Source organism: Mycoplasma cottewii, assembly GCF_024918975.1.
Taxonomy (GTDB): Bacteria; Bacillota_I; Bacilli_A; order Mycoplasmatales; family Mycoplasmataceae; genus Mycoplasma; species Mycoplasma cottewii.
Window position 1 is genome coordinate 298,981 of sequence record NZ_CP103424.1, and the last position, 16,585, is coordinate 315,565.

16 protein-coding genes and 1 tRNA gene are annotated in these 16,585 nt (G+C 25.2%); 14 read left to right on the forward strand and 3 right to left on the reverse strand.

Translation table 4 applies throughout. From position 1 onward, the window contains the following. Positions 1–7 precede the first annotated feature (7 nt). The 4 genes from argS (at position 8) to ruvB (ending at position 3,476) form a co-directional block, all read left to right on the forward strand. The gene (argS, locus tag NX779_RS01300; RefSeq protein ID WP_259430405.1) at positions 8–1,669 is read left to right on the forward strand and encodes an arginine--tRNA ligase; all 1,662 of its coding nucleotides are present in this window, start codon (positions 8–10) and stop codon (positions 1,667–1,669) included. A gap of 93 nt (positions 1,670–1,762) precedes the next feature. Next, entirely contained in the window at positions 1,763–1,927 is a 165-nt protein-coding gene (gene rpsU, locus NX779_RS01305; RefSeq protein ID WP_004427726.1) for a 30S ribosomal protein S21, read from the forward strand. Positions 1,928–1,996: 69 nt separating this feature from the next. After that, positions 1,997–2,551 carry a Holliday junction branch migration protein RuvA gene (gene ruvA, locus NX779_RS01310; protein ID WP_259430406.1) on the forward strand — a complete coding sequence of 185 codons (555 nt, stop codon included), beginning with the start codon at positions 1,997–1,999 and terminating at the stop codon, positions 2,549–2,551. Then, positions 2,544–3,476 (forward strand): Holliday junction branch migration DNA helicase RuvB, encoded by a 933-nt coding sequence (gene ruvB / locus NX779_RS01315; RefSeq protein ID WP_259430407.1) that lies wholly within the window; start codon positions 2,544–2,546, stop codon positions 3,474–3,476. The genes ruvA and ruvB overlap by 8 nt, the downstream gene beginning before the upstream one ends. 5 nt (positions 3,477–3,481) lie before the next feature. On the opposite strand, the gene NX779_RS01320 is transcribed toward ruvB, so the two are convergent. Beyond that, complete coding sequence (locus NX779_RS01320) at positions 3,482–4,285, reverse strand: hypothetical protein (protein ID WP_259430408.1); 804 nt, start codon at positions 4,283–4,285, stop codon at positions 3,482–3,484. Between the two features lie 108 nt (positions 4,286–4,393). Here NX779_RS01320 and NX779_RS01325 point away from each other — a divergent pair, with 108 nt between their 5' ends. The 7 genes from NX779_RS01325 (at position 4,394) to NX779_RS01355 (ending at position 12,161) form a co-directional block, all read left to right on the forward strand. After that, positions 4,394–5,326 carry a hypothetical protein gene (locus tag NX779_RS01325; protein WP_259430409.1) on the forward strand — a complete coding sequence of 311 codons (933 nt, stop codon included), beginning with the start codon at positions 4,394–4,396 and terminating at the stop codon, positions 5,324–5,326. Positions 5,327–5,341: 15 nt separating this feature from the next. Beyond that, entirely contained in the window at positions 5,342–6,430 is a 1,089-nt protein-coding gene (yqeH, locus tag NX779_RS01330; RefSeq protein WP_259430410.1) for a ribosome biogenesis GTPase YqeH, read from the forward strand. A gap of 42 nt (positions 6,431–6,472) precedes the next feature. Then, a complete protein-coding gene (locus tag NX779_RS01335; protein WP_259430411.1) occupies positions 6,473–6,724 on the forward strand; it encodes a DUF896 domain-containing protein in 252 nt (83 codons plus the stop codon). Then, positions 6,718–8,706: a transketolase gene (gene tkt / locus NX779_RS01340; protein WP_259430412.1), complete on the forward strand. Its 1,989-nt coding sequence runs from the start codon at positions 6,718–6,720 to the stop codon at positions 8,704–8,706. The genes NX779_RS01335 and tkt overlap by 7 nt, the downstream gene beginning before the upstream one ends. Positions 8,707–8,733: 27 nt before the next feature. Continuing rightward, on the forward strand, positions 8,734–8,979 hold the full coding sequence (locus NX779_RS01345) for a YneF family protein (RefSeq protein ID WP_259430572.1): 246 nt from the start codon (positions 8,734–8,736) through the stop codon (positions 8,977–8,979). A 307-nt stretch (positions 8,980–9,286) separates the two neighbouring features. Then, a complete protein-coding gene (locus NX779_RS01350) occupies positions 9,287–11,524 on the forward strand; it encodes a hypothetical protein (protein ID WP_259430413.1) in 2,238 nt (745 codons plus the stop codon). A 157-nt stretch (positions 11,525–11,681) separates the two neighbouring features. Next, positions 11,682–12,161 carry a hypothetical protein gene (locus NX779_RS01355; RefSeq protein ID WP_259430414.1) on the forward strand — a complete coding sequence of 160 codons (480 nt, stop codon included), beginning with the start codon at positions 11,682–11,684 and terminating at the stop codon, positions 12,159–12,161. Positions 12,162–12,197: 36 nt separating this feature from the next. Here the strand turns inward: NX779_RS01355 and NX779_RS01360 are convergent, their stop codons facing one another. Then, the gene (locus tag NX779_RS01360; protein WP_259430415.1) at positions 12,198–14,447 is read right to left on the reverse strand and encodes a preprotein translocase subunit SecA; all 2,250 of its coding nucleotides are present in this window, start codon (positions 14,445–14,447) and stop codon (positions 12,198–12,200) included. 174 nt (positions 14,448–14,621) lie between these two features. Beyond that, the gene (gene plsY / locus NX779_RS01365; protein ID WP_259430416.1) at positions 14,622–15,380 is read right to left on the reverse strand and encodes a glycerol-3-phosphate 1-O-acyltransferase PlsY; all 759 of its coding nucleotides are present in this window, start codon (positions 15,378–15,380) and stop codon (positions 14,622–14,624) included. A 73-nt stretch (positions 15,381–15,453) separates the two neighbouring features. On the opposite strand from plsY, the gene NX779_RS01370 reads away from it, so the two are divergent. The 3 genes from NX779_RS01370 (at position 15,454) to NX779_RS01380 (ending at position 16,578) form a co-directional block, all read left to right on the forward strand. Next, positions 15,454–16,125: a hypothetical protein gene (locus NX779_RS01370; protein ID WP_259430417.1), complete on the forward strand. Its 672-nt coding sequence runs from the start codon at positions 15,454–15,456 to the stop codon at positions 16,123–16,125. A gap of 20 nt (positions 16,126–16,145) precedes the next feature. Further along, positions 16,146–16,448: a hypothetical protein gene (locus tag NX779_RS01375; RefSeq protein ID WP_259430418.1), complete on the forward strand. Its 303-nt coding sequence runs from the start codon at positions 16,146–16,148 to the stop codon at positions 16,446–16,448. 54 nt (positions 16,449–16,502) lie between these two features. After that, positions 16,503–16,578, forward strand: a tRNA-Lys gene (locus tag NX779_RS01380). Positions 16,579–16,585: the final 7 nt, after the last annotated feature.

A 16,585-nucleotide genomic window follows, 5' to 3' on the forward strand; every position in this document is an offset into this window, starting at 1 on the left:
ACAACCTATGACAACAATTATTGAAATGTTCAAACAGGATTTGAAAAATATTTGTGACGAACTAAAAATAGATAAAGAACCAATTGTTGAAATCAATAAAAATGGAGTAGCAGGATTATTAGCAACAACTATTGCATTAGTTGGATCAAAACAAGTTGGTAAAAAACCTATAGAACTAGCAAATATATTCAAACAAGAATTAGAAAAAACTAATAAATATAAAAGCATTGAAATTGCTGGTCCTGGATTTATAAATGTTTTAATTAAACCAGAATTACTTTCATTAGTCATTAACAACATCTTAACAGCAAAAAAAGATTACGGTCAATTAGAAAAACAAGACTATATTTTTAACATTGAGTATGTTTCGGCAAACCCAACTGGATTTTTACACATCGGTCACGCTAGAAATGCTGTTATTGGATCAGTGTTAGTAAATATTTGAAAAAAAGCAGGAAATACTGTTCAAACTGAATACTACATTAACGATGCTGGAAATCAAATAAACATTTTAGCTGTTACTGTTTTTGTTCACTATTTATGAGCTTTAGGAATTGAAGCTAAAAAACCTGAAAATTCTTATGCTGGAGATATGTATGATGATTTAGCAAAAGAAATAATTGATCAATATGGTGATAAATTCAAAGATCTTCAATTCTCAGATACTTACATTTCAGATAGAGAAGTTCATGAATTATTTAGAAAAAAATCTGTTGCATATTTTATGGATGTAATTAAACAACAGTTAAAAGATTTTGGTGTAGTTATTGAACATTATTCAAGTGAACAAGAAGTTTATGATACTCATCAAATTGAAAAAGTTTTAGAATTATATGAACAAAAAAATGCTACTTATAAAAAAGATGGAGCTATTTGATTAAAAACTACTGATTTTGGTGATGATAAAGATCGTCCTATTGTTAAATCAGATGGAACTTATACTTACATTACTCCAGATTTAACAACTCATAATTTAAGAATTCAAAGAACAAATGCTAATAAATTAGTTAACGTTTGAGGTGGAGATCACCACGGTTATATTCCACGTATGCGTGCTGGTTTAGCATTATTAGGATATGATCCAAATATTTTAGATATTGAAATGGTTCAAATGGTTCGTTTAATTAAAGATGGTCAAGAATATAAAATGAGTAAGAGAAAAGGTACTGCAGTTTGATTAGCAGATCTTCAAGAAATGGTTGGACGTGATGCTTTAAGATATATGTTAGCTTCTAAATCATCAAGTTCTCATATGGATTTAGATCTAGATCTAATTCAACAAAAAAATGCATCAAACCCAGTTTATTATGCTCAATACGCAACAGCTAGATGTAATTCAGTTTTAAGTCAAGCTGAAGAAAAAAATATTGATATGAATTTTGAATCAACAGACTTATTAACTAATGATAAAGAAATTGAATTATTACTAACTTTAGATAATTTTAAAGAAGTTATTAAAATCGCATCTAAAAATACTGCACCTCACCAAATTTGTGATTATATTCAATCAATCGCTAAGCAATTCCATTCATATTATTCAGATATAAAAATAATTGATGAATCAAATCTTGAATTAACAAAAGCAAGATTAAATTTAGTAAAAGCAACACTACAAGTTTTAGAAAACTTATTTGATATTATTGGAATCCAAGCTCCTAAAAAAATGTAACAATTAAACTTGTAAAAAAATGTGATAAATACTTTATTTTTATTACAAAATATTATACAATAGAAATTGTATTGAATTGGAGTTGAAAAGTTAATGGCAAGTGTTATCGTGCACGATGGAGAAACAATTGAAAAAGCTTTAAAACGCTTCCAAAAAGTTGCTTCTTCTAACAAAGCAGAAGCTAGAAAACGTGAATATCACTTAAGTAAAAAAGAAAAAAGAATTTACAAACAAAAACAAAACCGTAAATTCAAATAGTGATAGATTAATTTGAGCCTAAAAGGGCTCTTTTTTTATTTTTTTTCTAATACATTAATAGGTGATAATATGAAAGAATACATAATAGCAAAATTAATTAAAATAGATCAAGATTATATATACTTATTGTTAAACAATATTTGTTATAAATTCTTTTATTCTAAAAATGATATTAAAGATATAAAAGAAGGTACTGAGATAAAACTTTACATATCAAATGTATGAATTGAAAATGAATTGAAATCTTTTGGGTTTTTAAATGTTGAAAACAGAAACCTTTTTGAAATACTAATAAATATAAATACCATAGGTCAAAAAACAGTTTTAAAAATTCTAGATTCATACAGTTATGAAGAATTAATTGACATTTTCAAAACAGGTAATACTGATAAAATTTTAAAAATTAAAGGTATAGGAAATTACACTGCAAAACTAATTATTAATGGTATGCAAAAATCATTATTTAATAATCAATTAAGTGATAAAAAACACCAAGTGTTAATTAGTTTAGAAAAATTAGGTTATAAGACTAAAGATATTTATAAAGTTATTATTAATGCTGATGATAAAATGAGTGTTGACCAATTAACTAAATATGTTTTATTGGAGATAAACCTTGTTTAGACCTGAAACTTGAGATGAATATATTGGTCAAAATCATATAATTGATAATTTAAAAGTATTTTTAAAATCAGCTAAAAAACAAAATAAAGTTGTTGATCATATATTTTTATATGGTCCTAGCGGTTATGGAAAAACTAGTTTAGCATATTTATTATCTAAGCAATTAAAAACTAATATTAGAATATTAAACGGACCTAATTTACAAAAAAGTAGTGACATAATTTCAGTACTTACAAGTATTAAAGAAAAAGAAATTGTTTTTATTGATGAAATACATGCTGTAAATAAAGAAGTGTTAGAAATTATTTATCCTGTTTTAGAAGAAAATAAATTAAATATTATTATAGGAAAAGATTACAATTCTAAAGTTGTAAATATCGATCTACCTAAATTTACACTAATTTCAGCAACTACTGAGATTAATAAAATCCCAATACCTTTATTAAATAGATTTTCAATTAATTTTACACTTAGTGAATATAGTATTGATGATATGGGTAAAATTGTTGAACTATATTGCAATAAATTAAACTTAAAATTAGATAAAAACACTTATTTATATATTTCTAGTTATTGTAGACAAACTCCAAGAATAGCAATTAATTTAATTAAAAGAATTCATGATCATATAGTTGTTGAAAACCCTAAACAAGTTGATATTAAATACATCGATTCAGTTTTTAAAAAATTAGGTGTTTTTAAACTTGGACTAACTTCAACTGAAATTAAATATTTAGAAATGATATCTAAAAATAAAAGAATGGGACTAGAAAATATCGCTCATATTTTAAACACAACTCCAGTTATTATTTCAAATAATATAGAGCCATTTTTAATAAGACAAAATTTAATTGTTAGAACTTTTAAAGGAAGAGAAATTACATTAAAAGGAATTGAATATATAAAAAAAGTAAAATGTTGATAGACATTTTACTTTGCATTTTCAGATAGTTTATCACATATTTTACTTGAAAGACTTATTAAATATTTTATCTTTTTAACTATTATTTCTACTTTTACAATATTTTTAATAAAGCTTTCATCAGGTGATGGAATTTGATTTATTGATTGTAAAGATTCAATTTGTTCTTTTGATATATGATTACTAAATTTTGAAGCTATTTCTAATTTTTCATCTCAACTTTTTGTATTTTTTAATAACTCATAATATGAATTAAATGTTTCATCTAACTTGTTGTTGTCATATACTTGAGAAGTTAATTCTTCTAAAGATTTTTCTAAAATTGAATTTAATAAATAATAAACATCTTCATATGAAACATCTGTTAAAAGTTCATCTTCTCCTATTTTGTTTAAAATATCTTCACATTGCAAAAGTAATGGTAAATAAGTATTAAAAACATTAGATAATTGAATATTTATAATTAAATTTGATCCTTCATTACTAATATTAGTTAAAAATTGAGCAAAATTTTCAGGTGAATTTAACCTGTTAATATCATTAATTCGTTTATCAAAATATAATTTTAAATCATCAAAATCATTACATTCATCAACTTGGTTAGTTATTAAATCTATAGTTTCATTTATACTAGTTTGGCTTGGTAACATTTGTAAAAAGTTTTGCATATCAGCTTCACTTTCATTTGGTAAACTTACTACTTGAGCTGAATCTTCAATGTTTAATGAAGCAAGTTCTTTTTTAACTGAATCTAGCAAATTTTGTTTAAAACTATAAAAAACTAAATCTTTAAATTTTTTTAACTCTTTCATATAATATCTCGCTTTTAAATTTCTATTAACATTATATTATATTAAATTGTTTATATTCAACAAACAATAATGTTTTGATATCATTATTTATAGAAAAGATGATAGAGCATGAATTTTAATAGTATAACTTCAAACAAAGATAAATATTTCATAAATGACTTTCAATATTTTTATATCAACAAAAAAGAAGTATCAAATGAACTAAAAAAAATTAAATGACCAGCAATTATTGTTGATACTGAATTTTTCAACAGATCACACAATATTGATAATATAACTCCATCTTTATATGATGAACAACAAAAAGATTTGGTCTATATTTTACAGTATTCATTTGCTAAAAACATGAATGAAATTTATTATAGAGTAAACAGAAAAGCTATAAAATCTTTAACAATTAAAAGAAAACATAATGATCCGAATTATAATTTTCAAAAACAATATAACTCATTAAAAAACAGCTTTTTAAACATGTGTATTAATAAAAAAATTAGAACAATTATTTTTGCTGGAAGTGCTAATGATAAAAGGATTATTGAATTATGAATTAATCAAAATAAAGCTATTTTAAAAAATAAAAAATCTGATTTATTTATTTTAGATGATCAAAAAAAACAATATACAGTTAATTCTTTTGATATATATAAAGTGTTACAAAAATTATCTTTTTCAAACACTGATCAAAACAATAATCAATTTTATAATCCTAAAAATTTAAATAAAGGTTCAATTGGTCAAGACACTATTCAATTACCTAGTTTAAGAAAGTTTTTTGATTATACAAAACAAATATTTACTGATAAAGGTTTAAATGACGAAGATGATATTTATGATTTATGTTGTAATGCATTGAAGTTATTTAGTTTAAAAGATATTGATGTTGATGATTTTAAAAATTACACTAGAAAAGTTAGTTTAGCTAAAACACATTGTTTTAATGATGTTTTAAAAATTTTATATATGATAGATTTCTTATATGCTTTTTCTAAATTTAGTGATAGTAAAAATAAATACATTAAAAAAGAAGTAGAAAACAATTAATAGAAAGGTGATTTTATGAAGAAATGTTTAGGTTGTGGAAGTAGTTTACAACAAGAAAATAAAACTAAAATCGGTTATGTAGAAAATACTGATCATGCTTATTGTTTAAGATGTTTTAAGATTAAAAATTATAATGAATTAGTTTCAAATGAAATTGATTCAGATCAGTTTATTGAAAAAATTAAAAGTTTAGTTGAAAGTGAAAAAGATTTAATTTTTTATTATGTATTAGATGTTTTTGATATTGAAGGTTCTAGAATTAAAAACATAGAAGAAATTATCAAAGATCATAAAGTTAAATTAGTTGTAAATAAAATAGATCTATTACCAAAATCTGTTAAATTATCAAAAATTAAAAATTATATTTCAGATCTATTTAAAGATTCAAATTTAAACGATCTTGATATTTTATTAGTATCGGCAAAAACAATGAATTTAGCTGAACCATTATTAAATGAAATTAAAAACAATAATCAATATAAACAATATTTTATTGGTGCAAGTAATGTTGGAAAATCTAGTTTAATTAACAAATTATTAGAAATGAATAATTTAGTTCCAAGTATTGTTGTTTCAAATTATTTCAATACAACTTTAGATTTTATTTCTATTAAACTAGATCAAAACACTGTTATTTATGATAGTGCTGGAGTAAGTAGAAAAAACAGTATTGCTCATTTAATGAATAAAAGATTTTGAAAATATTGTTATTTTAAAAAGGAATTAAAACAGTTCACTTATAGATTAAATACTAATAATTCAATATTTTTTGCAGGTGTAGCTTGATTTGATTATCAATCAGAATCAAAAACTGATTTTCATATTTATGTTAATAAAAACATTAACCTTCATAGAACAAGTTCAGATAATGTAGAAAGATATTGAAATAAAAATAGAAAAACACTTACTCCTTATATTTCAAGTCAAAAAGTTTATTCTTATAAATTTGACTTTAGAAAAAATGATATTAATAAAGAATTTGATATTTCTATTTCTGGATTAGGATGAATTAATTTTGTTGTAAAACAAGCCATGTCTATTACAATAAACATTCCAGGAGATGAAAAATCTACTTTAGTGACTTTAAGAAAACCATTAATATAAGTAATTATTTAGTATAAAATAATATAGATAAAGGAAGAAATTATGTCAAGAGATATTAGTCAATGAACAATGCAACAAGTTGTTGATGAGATAAATAAATTAGCAAAAATTAAAAAAGAACGTAGTTTGAATGAACAAGAATCTCAAACTCGTGAATTACTAAAACAAAGATATTTAGAATTATTTAGACAAAATTTTAAACAACAGTTATCTAATATTAAAGTAGTTGATGAAAATAACAATGATATAACTTCTGAAAAAATTAAAAAATTAAGAGAGGCAAAAAAATGATAAATAAAGGTAATGATAATTTAAATGCTTTACGTATGCTTGGAGTTCAAGCTATTAATAAAGCAAAATCTGGACACCCAGGAATTGTTTTAGGTGCTGCTGGTATTGTTTATGTTTTATTCAACAAAATTATGAACTTTAACCCAAAAAATCCAAAATGATTTAATAGAGATAGATTTATTTTATCTGCTGGTCATGGTAGTGGTTTATTATATTCTGCTTTACACTTATCAGGATATGATTTATCAATTGAAGATTTAAAACAATTTAGACAATGAGAAAGTAAAACTCCAGGTCACCCTGAATCAACTTTAACAAGTGGAGTTGAAGTTACTACTGGACCATTAGGACAAGGTATGAGTATGGGAGTAGGTATGGGGCTTGCAGAATCACATTTAGCTTCAGTTTATAACAAACCAAATTATGATTTAATTAATCATTACACTTATATTTTATGTGGTGATGGAGATCTACAAGAAGGTGTTTCATACGAAACAATTTCATTTGCAGGAAAAAACAAATTAAATAAAATTATTTTAATTCATGACTCAAACGATATTCAATTAGATTCATCAGTTGAAGAAGTTAATACTGAAGATGTTAAAAAACGTTTTGAATCAGCAGGATGAAATACATTAAAAGTTGAAGATGGTGAAGATTTACAAGCAATTGAAAATGCTATTTTACAAGCACAAAAATCTGACAAACCAACTTATATTGAAGTTAAAACAATTATCGGTTTAGGAGCAACTAAACAAGGTACTCATTCAGTTCACGGATCACCTTTAGGAGATGATATTGAAGCTGTTAAAAAAGCATTTGATTGAAATTATGGTGATTTTGAAATTCCTAGTTCAGTATATGAACACTGACAAATTAATGCTGAAAAAGGAAAACAAAAAGAAGATGAATGAAACGAAATGTTTGATTCATACAAAAAAGAATATGCAAACGAAGCTCAAACACTTGAAAATGCAATTAATAAAAAATTCACATTTGATTTTGCAGCATTATTAAATAATATTCCATCAACAGATGAAGCAACTCGTGTAAGTTCAGGAAATATTTTTGATCAAATTGCAAAAGAAGAAAAAATGATCATTGGTGGAAGTGCAGATTTAGCTTCATCAACAAGAATTAAAGGTGCTGATGGAGTATTTAGTCCTGTTAACAGATCTGGAAGAAATATTATGTATGGTGTAAGAGAATTTGGAATGGGAGCAATTAATAACGGTATTGCAGCTCACGGTGGATTATTACCTGTAGCAAGTGGATTCTTTGTGTTTTCAGATTACATGAAACCAGCAATGAGATTGGCTTCAATTATGAACTTACAACAATTATATGTATTTACTCATGACTCAATCGCAGTTGGAGAAGATGGTCCTACTCATGAACCTATTGAACAATTAGCAATGTTGCGTTCAATTCCAAATCATGTAGTTATTAGACCTGCAGATTATGCTGAAACAGTAGCTGCTTATAAAATCGCATTAACCGATTTAGATAAAACACCTACTTCAATTGTTTTAACAAGACAAAACTTAAGACAAATATCTTACTGCAAATTAAGTGATAAATCATGTGACATATTTAAAAAAGTAAGTCATGGAGCATACATTATAAGTGATAATAAAGATGCAAAAATTACTTTAATTGCCTCAGGTAGTGAAGTTGCACTAGCATTAGATGTACAAAAAGAATTAGAAAAACATAATATAGCAAGTAAAGTTGTATCAATGCCTTCAACTAATTTATTTGACAAACAATCAAAAGAATATAAAGATTCTGTAATTGATAAAAACACAATTAGAATCGCTATTGAAATGGCTAGTTCAATGCCATGACACAAATACGTTGGTGATAATGGAATGATTTTTGGAATCGATAGATTTGGAGAATCAGCACCAGCAAGTACAGTGATTTCAAAATTTGGATTCAACAAAGAATACATTACTGAATCAATTTTAAAAAACTTAAAATAGTTTAATTATAGAAAGGAAATTAAAATGTTATTAGCAAATGTAACTTATTCAACAGGTTCTTTTGCAGGTATTATAGTAGCTGCAGTTCTACTTTCTCTTATAGGTGGTTTAATACTAGGGTTCATTATAACTAGAGCACTAGTTAAAAAACAATTAAAAAATAATCCTCCTATATCAGAAAAACAAATTAGAGCAATGTATATGAGCATGGGAAGAAAACCAGCAGAATCTGATATTAGAAAAACAATGAATGCTATGAAAAAAGCAAAATAATACAATAAGCACAACTTTATGTTGTGCTTTTATTATTAAAAAATAGGTATGTAGTTAGAATGAAACACCGTTCAGTTTTCGGTTCAACAACCGCTATATAGAGAGTATAGTAATAAGTAAGAAGATATATTAAAAAAATCAATTAAAGATATATGTTCTTAAATTTCCAATTAATATAATGTAGTTAAATTTATTAGTAGCTTTATTTGGGGTATTAAAAGCTTTTAAGAATTTAGTTTTTCGTCATCTTATTAAAACTAGTAACAAATTTAAGTATGTTATACAAATAAAAAGTGGGGTAATTATTATGTTAAAAATGAGAAAAGTCCTAGTTGGGGCAACTGCTTGTGCAGCAGTTATGACTGGTTCAATACTAGCAAATAATTCTACATCAATACTTAATTCAAAAGATAGAATGGAAGAAAAATATTGACAAAATGTAAATCTATCACAATTGAAAAATAAATCAGAAATTGCTAAATTTATAAAATACAACAACGTTGCTAAAAAAGATGACGTTAGAACAAAAATAGACTATCAAGCTGGTGCAAATCAAGTGATGGACGCTTTAAATAAAACAACTTTTAACAATAGTAATAATATTAATAGTTCATCAGATAAATGAACAAAAAACACTGCTAAAAAAGCTATTGCAAAAGCAATATCAAACTCAGCTTTAAAAGCAGCAAGTGATAATTTAACAATTAATAAAACTATAAATAAAGCAATTAATCAAGTAGAAGATAAAACAAATAAATCATTAGAAGATACTTCAATTTTCAGTAAAGATGAAGTTAGTTATATTTCTCAAAAATACTTTAGAGTAGCAATGAATGATGATGATAATGCAGATACAATTTCTACTCAATATGATTTAAATGTAAGTTATGATGATACTTATAAAACAGCTGTAGAAAAAATGCAAGATTATGTAATTCAACATGAAAAAGCTCAAGGACGAAAAGCTGATATAACTATTTCTTTAAAAGATCAAAGTTTAGCTGATAAAGTATTATTTGATTCAAATAAAGATTCATATTTAGATTTAGCAAATAATAAAATTGCTGATCAAATTGAAATTACAATTTCAAGTAACGGAGCTTCTCGTGATGATGTTTTTGGATTAAAAAATATTAACCTTGTATCATCTAAAAAATCAGTTTTAGGTGAAACTCAATCATCAAGTGATGTATTTTCTAAAACTGTTGATGCAATGTTTTCATCTCAAAATAGTGTTGAAATTTCACACGATATTGATACTTCTCATTCATTAGAAGATGTATTTAATTCATATTCAAATATGATAACAAACAGAATTAAACAAAAAGTTTCTCTTGTAAGAAACAACTTATCATCAGTTAATGATGATGGTTCAATTTATAAAATTAAAGTTGATACTTCTTCAATTAATGGTCTTGATATAACTAAATCAATGTATGAAAACCAAGAATTATTAAGTAAAATCTTTAACAGAGAAGTTGAATTACCAATTCAATTAATTAACACTCAAACAAATCAAGTAGTTTCAAAAGGGGTATTTAATCCTAAAATACAAATGGATTTAATTTCATTCTTTGAATGTATGGATTCAGTTGAAGGATCACCAGACGGATCATTACCTACAAAAATTAACTTATTAGGTGCAAAACAAACATATAACACCGATACTACAATTGCAAATATGGTAACTTATTGAAACAAAGTTTTAAATCAATTAGTTGGAGATTATTCATTTAAAGTTACACATGATTCAAATAAAGATTTAAATACAAAATTACAAGCTCAAATGAATGATAGTACACCATTTGATAAAACTCAATTTAAAGATGATGGTATTCAAATAGGATATACAACAACAAGAGGTGCATATAGAGTTATTTCAGATTCAAATGCTTTATTGCAAGGTGTTACTCCTTCACCAACAGTTGAAAAAGCAATGCACTTTAAAAAAGAATATTCAAAATTCTTTGATTCATTGTATGCAACTAGAGATGTTTTAAAATATTTCATTGCTGGTGGTGTTGCATTAACAATTGCTGAAGGTGCATTAACAATTGCAGAATGATCTGAAATGGATGCATTTGATGCTTCAGTTACAACTGCTATTACTTGTATGGCAGCAGCTATTACTGTTATATCAGCAATAGCTATGAGCAAAATTAATAAAGCATTAGATGAAGCTAATAAAGCTGAAAGTGTAGATATTTCAAAAATTGATAATTTCGATAACTATAAAGCATCAGTTATGAAATATCTTGACGAAGTTGCTCACTGATCAAGTGTTATGCAATATGTTTCAATAGTTATGACAATTTCTACAGCTGCAGTTTACCCTTTTAGATCTGCAATTAAAGATAAACTTGCAAAACTAAGAGAAGCTGCTGAAGTTGTAGAAGGTGCTGAAAAAGCCGATCCATCATGATTAGTTAAATATAATGTTGAATTAATTGCAACAATATTTACAGGTGCAACAATCGCTTGAGGAAACGCTATTAACAGCTTCGGTCAAGGTTACTTTGCATTAGATATAGCAGGTGATGAATAGAAAGTTATAAGTATAATACTAAAAATTACTCATTTGAGTAATTTTTTATTGTTCTAAGTTTATTTTAAAAACTTGTTAATCTAGATATAATATAAATATTATGGGACTACTTTTAATATCGATTCTTGCTTTGATAATAATATGTGGAATTATTCTAGTGATAGTTAAAAGTGAAAGTGATGGTTTTCTTTCATGAATAACATTAATCTTACTACACTTAGACTATTTGATAATACTTTTTTATTCTGGACGATTTATTCACCAAAATGTATCAGAAAAAATTCTATCTAACTATACAGTTCTTGCTTATATTCTAACTGTGATTTTAACTCTAGCAATAACATACTTATATTTTTTACTAAATACATTAATATTTACAAAAATACCAATTATTCATCTTATTATGAATGCTTTGATAAGTTTTATGATTGCTATGGTTGCTCTTTTATTTATTATAAATATTAGTTCAGGAGTAGTAAGTAATCTAAATTGAACTCAGTATTTAGATTATTTATATGATGTGTTTAGAATAACAAAAATAGATTGGTTAAATAAAACTTTTTTATGAACATCTTATTTAATTTGTTTAGCAAGTTTAACTACTTTTATAACACTTATGAGAAAAAGAGCATTATAAACATAAAAAAGAAATCTAAATTAGATTTCTTTTTTCTTATTCTTCTAAATTAACTTTTTGAATTGCTTCAATTGCTGAATTAAATGAACTTGCTGCTTTTACAACTCTTCCTGCAATAGCAATAGAACTTGCTGCGAATAACTCTAAGTTAACTTTAGCAACAAATGAAGCAAATGATCTTAGTTGAGCTACTTTATCTGAGGCTTCAGCAGCAGTTTCGATTGCAACTCCAACTGAAGGAAGTTTTGCATATCTTTTGAAAATTTGATTAATAACTCCTCCACCTGTTAGAGCAGCGGCCATTCCACTTAAGAAGTCTCTTGATAATGTTACTCAGAATTGAGCATTTGCTAATTCTCTTAAGATTTGTCTTTTGTAATTTTTAAAGTCATTAATCTCAGAAGTGTCTTTATCAACTAAACCTTCAACTTTATTAATAGAATTTACAAAGTTTACAGCACTTACTGTTGAGAATGTTCCTAATCCTGCTGATAGAATACCTACTAGTCCACCCATAAATTTATCAATTGGAGTTGTTACGGCTCATGTTGTAGCTAGATAAAGAGCTTCTAAAGCTGCAATACCAAACTCAGTAGTTGAAGCGATAATTAATGCTGTTTTTGGATCATAAATATTACTTAATTGATCTGTGAATACATCTTTAAGTTGTTCGATTGCTTTTACAGTTGGCGAAGCTTTAACATTACCTAAAACAACATTACCATCAGCAACGGTTCTGAATGCTCCTCTATTAGTTAAGTATCCAAGTTTAATTCCTTCAGCTTTAAATTCAGTATCACTAAATCTTTTACCATGATTTATTTGTTTTTGTAATTTTGTTTTTAGATCAACACCATCATCGGTTTTGACTATAAATGCATATTTACCTACTAAATCTTCAACTGCTTTTTCCATGTACTTAGCAACTTGACCAATTGTTGTATCAGTTCCATATTTTTCATCATCACCTTTTAAGTTAAATTTAATTGGTAAACTTGATGAGTTATCTTTTTGAACAGCATCCATACATTCAAAGAATGATACTACGTCCATTTCTAGTTTTGGTTTAAATGAACCTACTGTTAATGTTTCACCTGTTGTTGTGTTTGTCACCTTTAAAGGAATGTCAAGATTACGATTAAATACTGAAGCCATTAGCTCATGGTTTTCAAAAATTGGTTTATTTAAATCTAAGTCTTTAAATTTTGATGTATCAAAATTTACTTTAAATGTGTCATTAACTTTAGAGCTAGATTTTAAAAGGTTCTTATTATCATTTTTTGATTGATTATTTTCTTGAAATCTTTCAGTTACCATTTCTTGAGTTGATTCAAAAACTTCTTCTAAAGATTTAGAAGTATCGATATCTTGTTCGATTTCAATTTTTTTATCTCCTGCAAATAAAGCTGACATAGTTTTTGATGTTAGATTATCACTCGAAGAAGCAAAAATTGTTTTTTTATCTTTTTCTAATTTAATTTGTTTTACACCGAATGCAGCTTTTTTAGTTTGATTATTATAATCTATAACAACTCCTATTTGGTTAGCTACTTTATTAACGGCCAAATCAAAGAAAGTGTCATCTTTTTCATCGAATAATTTTTTATTTGCGTCACTATGATTTAATAGGCTAAGTTTTACATTAATATTATTATTTTGAGATTGTTCTTGTTTATTAATATATTCTTGTAATTTTTCTACAGCATCTTTGTAAGTATCATCATAACTAAGATTTAGATCATATAAAACAGTTTCTTTTTTTAGATCAGCATCTTCAGTTTTTGGTGTGAAGTATTTACCAAAAATATAGTCAATTTCATCAGTTTTTGAAATTGCTGTTTCAATATCTTGACCTATTTTTGATTTTAGATCTGAATATACTTTAGCTTGGTTTTTATCAAAATTAACATTATTATCTAATGCTTGTTTTGTGGATTTATTTAAACTATTTGATAATTGTTCTTTAGCTTGTTGAATCTTAGATGCATTTTTTTGATCATCTTTAGATAATTTTTCTTGAGCTTGATCTAAAAATGATGAAACATCTTGTTTTTGTTGACTATAGTCAGCTTTTGTTCTAACAGAATCTTTTTTGCTTAGAATTTGATTGTGTTTTAAGAACTTTGTAAAATCTTCTCTATTCTTTAAGTCAGTTAAGTTTACGTTTTGTCAATATTTTTCAGTTATTTTATTATTTGAGTTAAATATACTTGACGAGTGTGTTATTAAAGGTGTCCCACCCAAAACACCTGCACATGAAGTTGCGACTAATATAGCTTTTTTCATACCCCTACATCTACTTTCTATTAGTCAGTCAAGTTATATATCTTCATGTTTATTATATTAAATTAAATCTTTTACTTGTTAAATCACTAATAGTTTAGTAAATATGAAATATTTTTTATTTAGTGAAAATGATTTATTAATTAGTCAAAAAAATCACCCAAAAGTGATTTATGATTATTTATTCTTAACTTTTCTTGGAAAAGTATCAGGTTCTGTTCTGTTTTTTAATCTTTTCATATTTGGAAAATGTCTTCAAGCTAAAATTAATCCTGAAATTAAAATTACGATATTTGCTTCTAACATTCCACTTGCTCAAGAATTATTTAATCAATAATGAAATGAGTTAAATAATGAAAATAAAATATATTTATCTCAAGCTAATTTAAAATATTCTAATCCATTTCATTGTCATATAAAGACATTTAATCCACTAAATCAAGGCATTCACATAACTATTAAAATTGTTAATGTAGAACAAATTGAAGCAACACTTACTTTTCTTGAAATAGCTGCAAATATAAATCAAACTATTAAAAATATAATTAAATATAAAACATTTACAACAAGTAATAATCCTAAAAAACAACTTACTGCTTTTCCACCTTTAAACTTGTAATAAACAGGATAACAGTGACCTATTAAAGCAAAAATACAAGGAATAAAATAACTAGTCTGACTAAATAAATTATGATTTATCATTGATAATAAAATTCCAACAATAGCAGTTAAAATTACTTTTGATCCATCTAAAAAAGTTACTAGTAATCCTCATCTTTTTCCTAAAACTCTAACTGTATTTGTAGCTCCAGGATTTTTAGATCCTACTGTTCTAATATCAATATGAGCAACTCTTTTAACTATAATAATTGATCAAGAAATTGAACCTATAAAATAACCAATTATACTAGCAATAATTATTCCTAAATAATGCATAGCTTTTCCCTTTCATTAAACCTAATAAAATTATAAAATAAATTATAGCAATAAAAAATATAGAGGAAGAAAAATGAATAATTTATACGACTATATACAAATAGATTCTTTAATATGTGAAGTGTATCAAAACGAACTTGATATGATTTGTTCATATTATCCAGAAGTAAAGCGAGTTAGACAACATAATGATATTCAAATAGCTGAAAACATATTAGATGACTTAAAAAAATACATATTTGCCTTTCCTTATGAAGAATATGAAGAAATTTCATTATGTTTTAAAGCTACAGCTCTAAAATTTGGAATTTTATTAGGATTAAAAAAAGATTTAGCTAAATTTAGTGAAGAATTTGGAGAAATAAAAACAGATAAAAATTTAACTGAACTTATATCTCAAGAGTTTGTTTCATTTTTACTTATTAAATTAGAAGATATTGTTTTGGAATGTAAAAAAATACTAAAAGAATTTAAGTTTTCATTTGTAAAAAGAGGTTTTAATAATAAGATCGTAAGAGCTATGAATGGTTTTTTAGATGAATTTTTTTTAAGTGAAAAAATAGATTTTTTAGATAAAATAGCAGAATTAATAGATTATGCAGGTGACTTATCAGATCAAGAAATAGAAAAGTTTAATAATATGGGTATTAATATATTAGATTTTCTTGATGAATGACTAATGTTAAGTACTGCTTTTCAAGCAATAAGAAGTACTATGGATACTTTTGCAAGAAGATTTATTTAAAAAAATGTAGGTAAAAAAATATGAAAAAAGATTATAAACAAATGAATTTAGAGCAACTAAATTTAGAAAAAGAACAATTAAATGATCAACTTGTTCAACTTAATCAAAAACAAAAACAAGTTAATAAACAAATTAAAGGTAAATTATGATTATGATGATTTGTTCCTATTATTGGAATGTTTATTTATTTTAGTTTTTATCATAATAGACTTAGTCAAGAAAAATATTCTGATCAATTAGTTAAAATTAAAGTAGAAATAGCAAATATTGAATTACAAATAATGTATTTAGACAAAATAATTAACAATAAATTAAATAATTAAAACAAAATTGTAAAAAATAAAATATGCAGTTTTAAAGTTGTAAAATAAAAATATGTCTGATTAGCGCAATTGGTAGAGCAACTGACTCTTAATCAGTGGGTTGTGGGTTCAACTCCCACATCAGGCACCATTTTTAT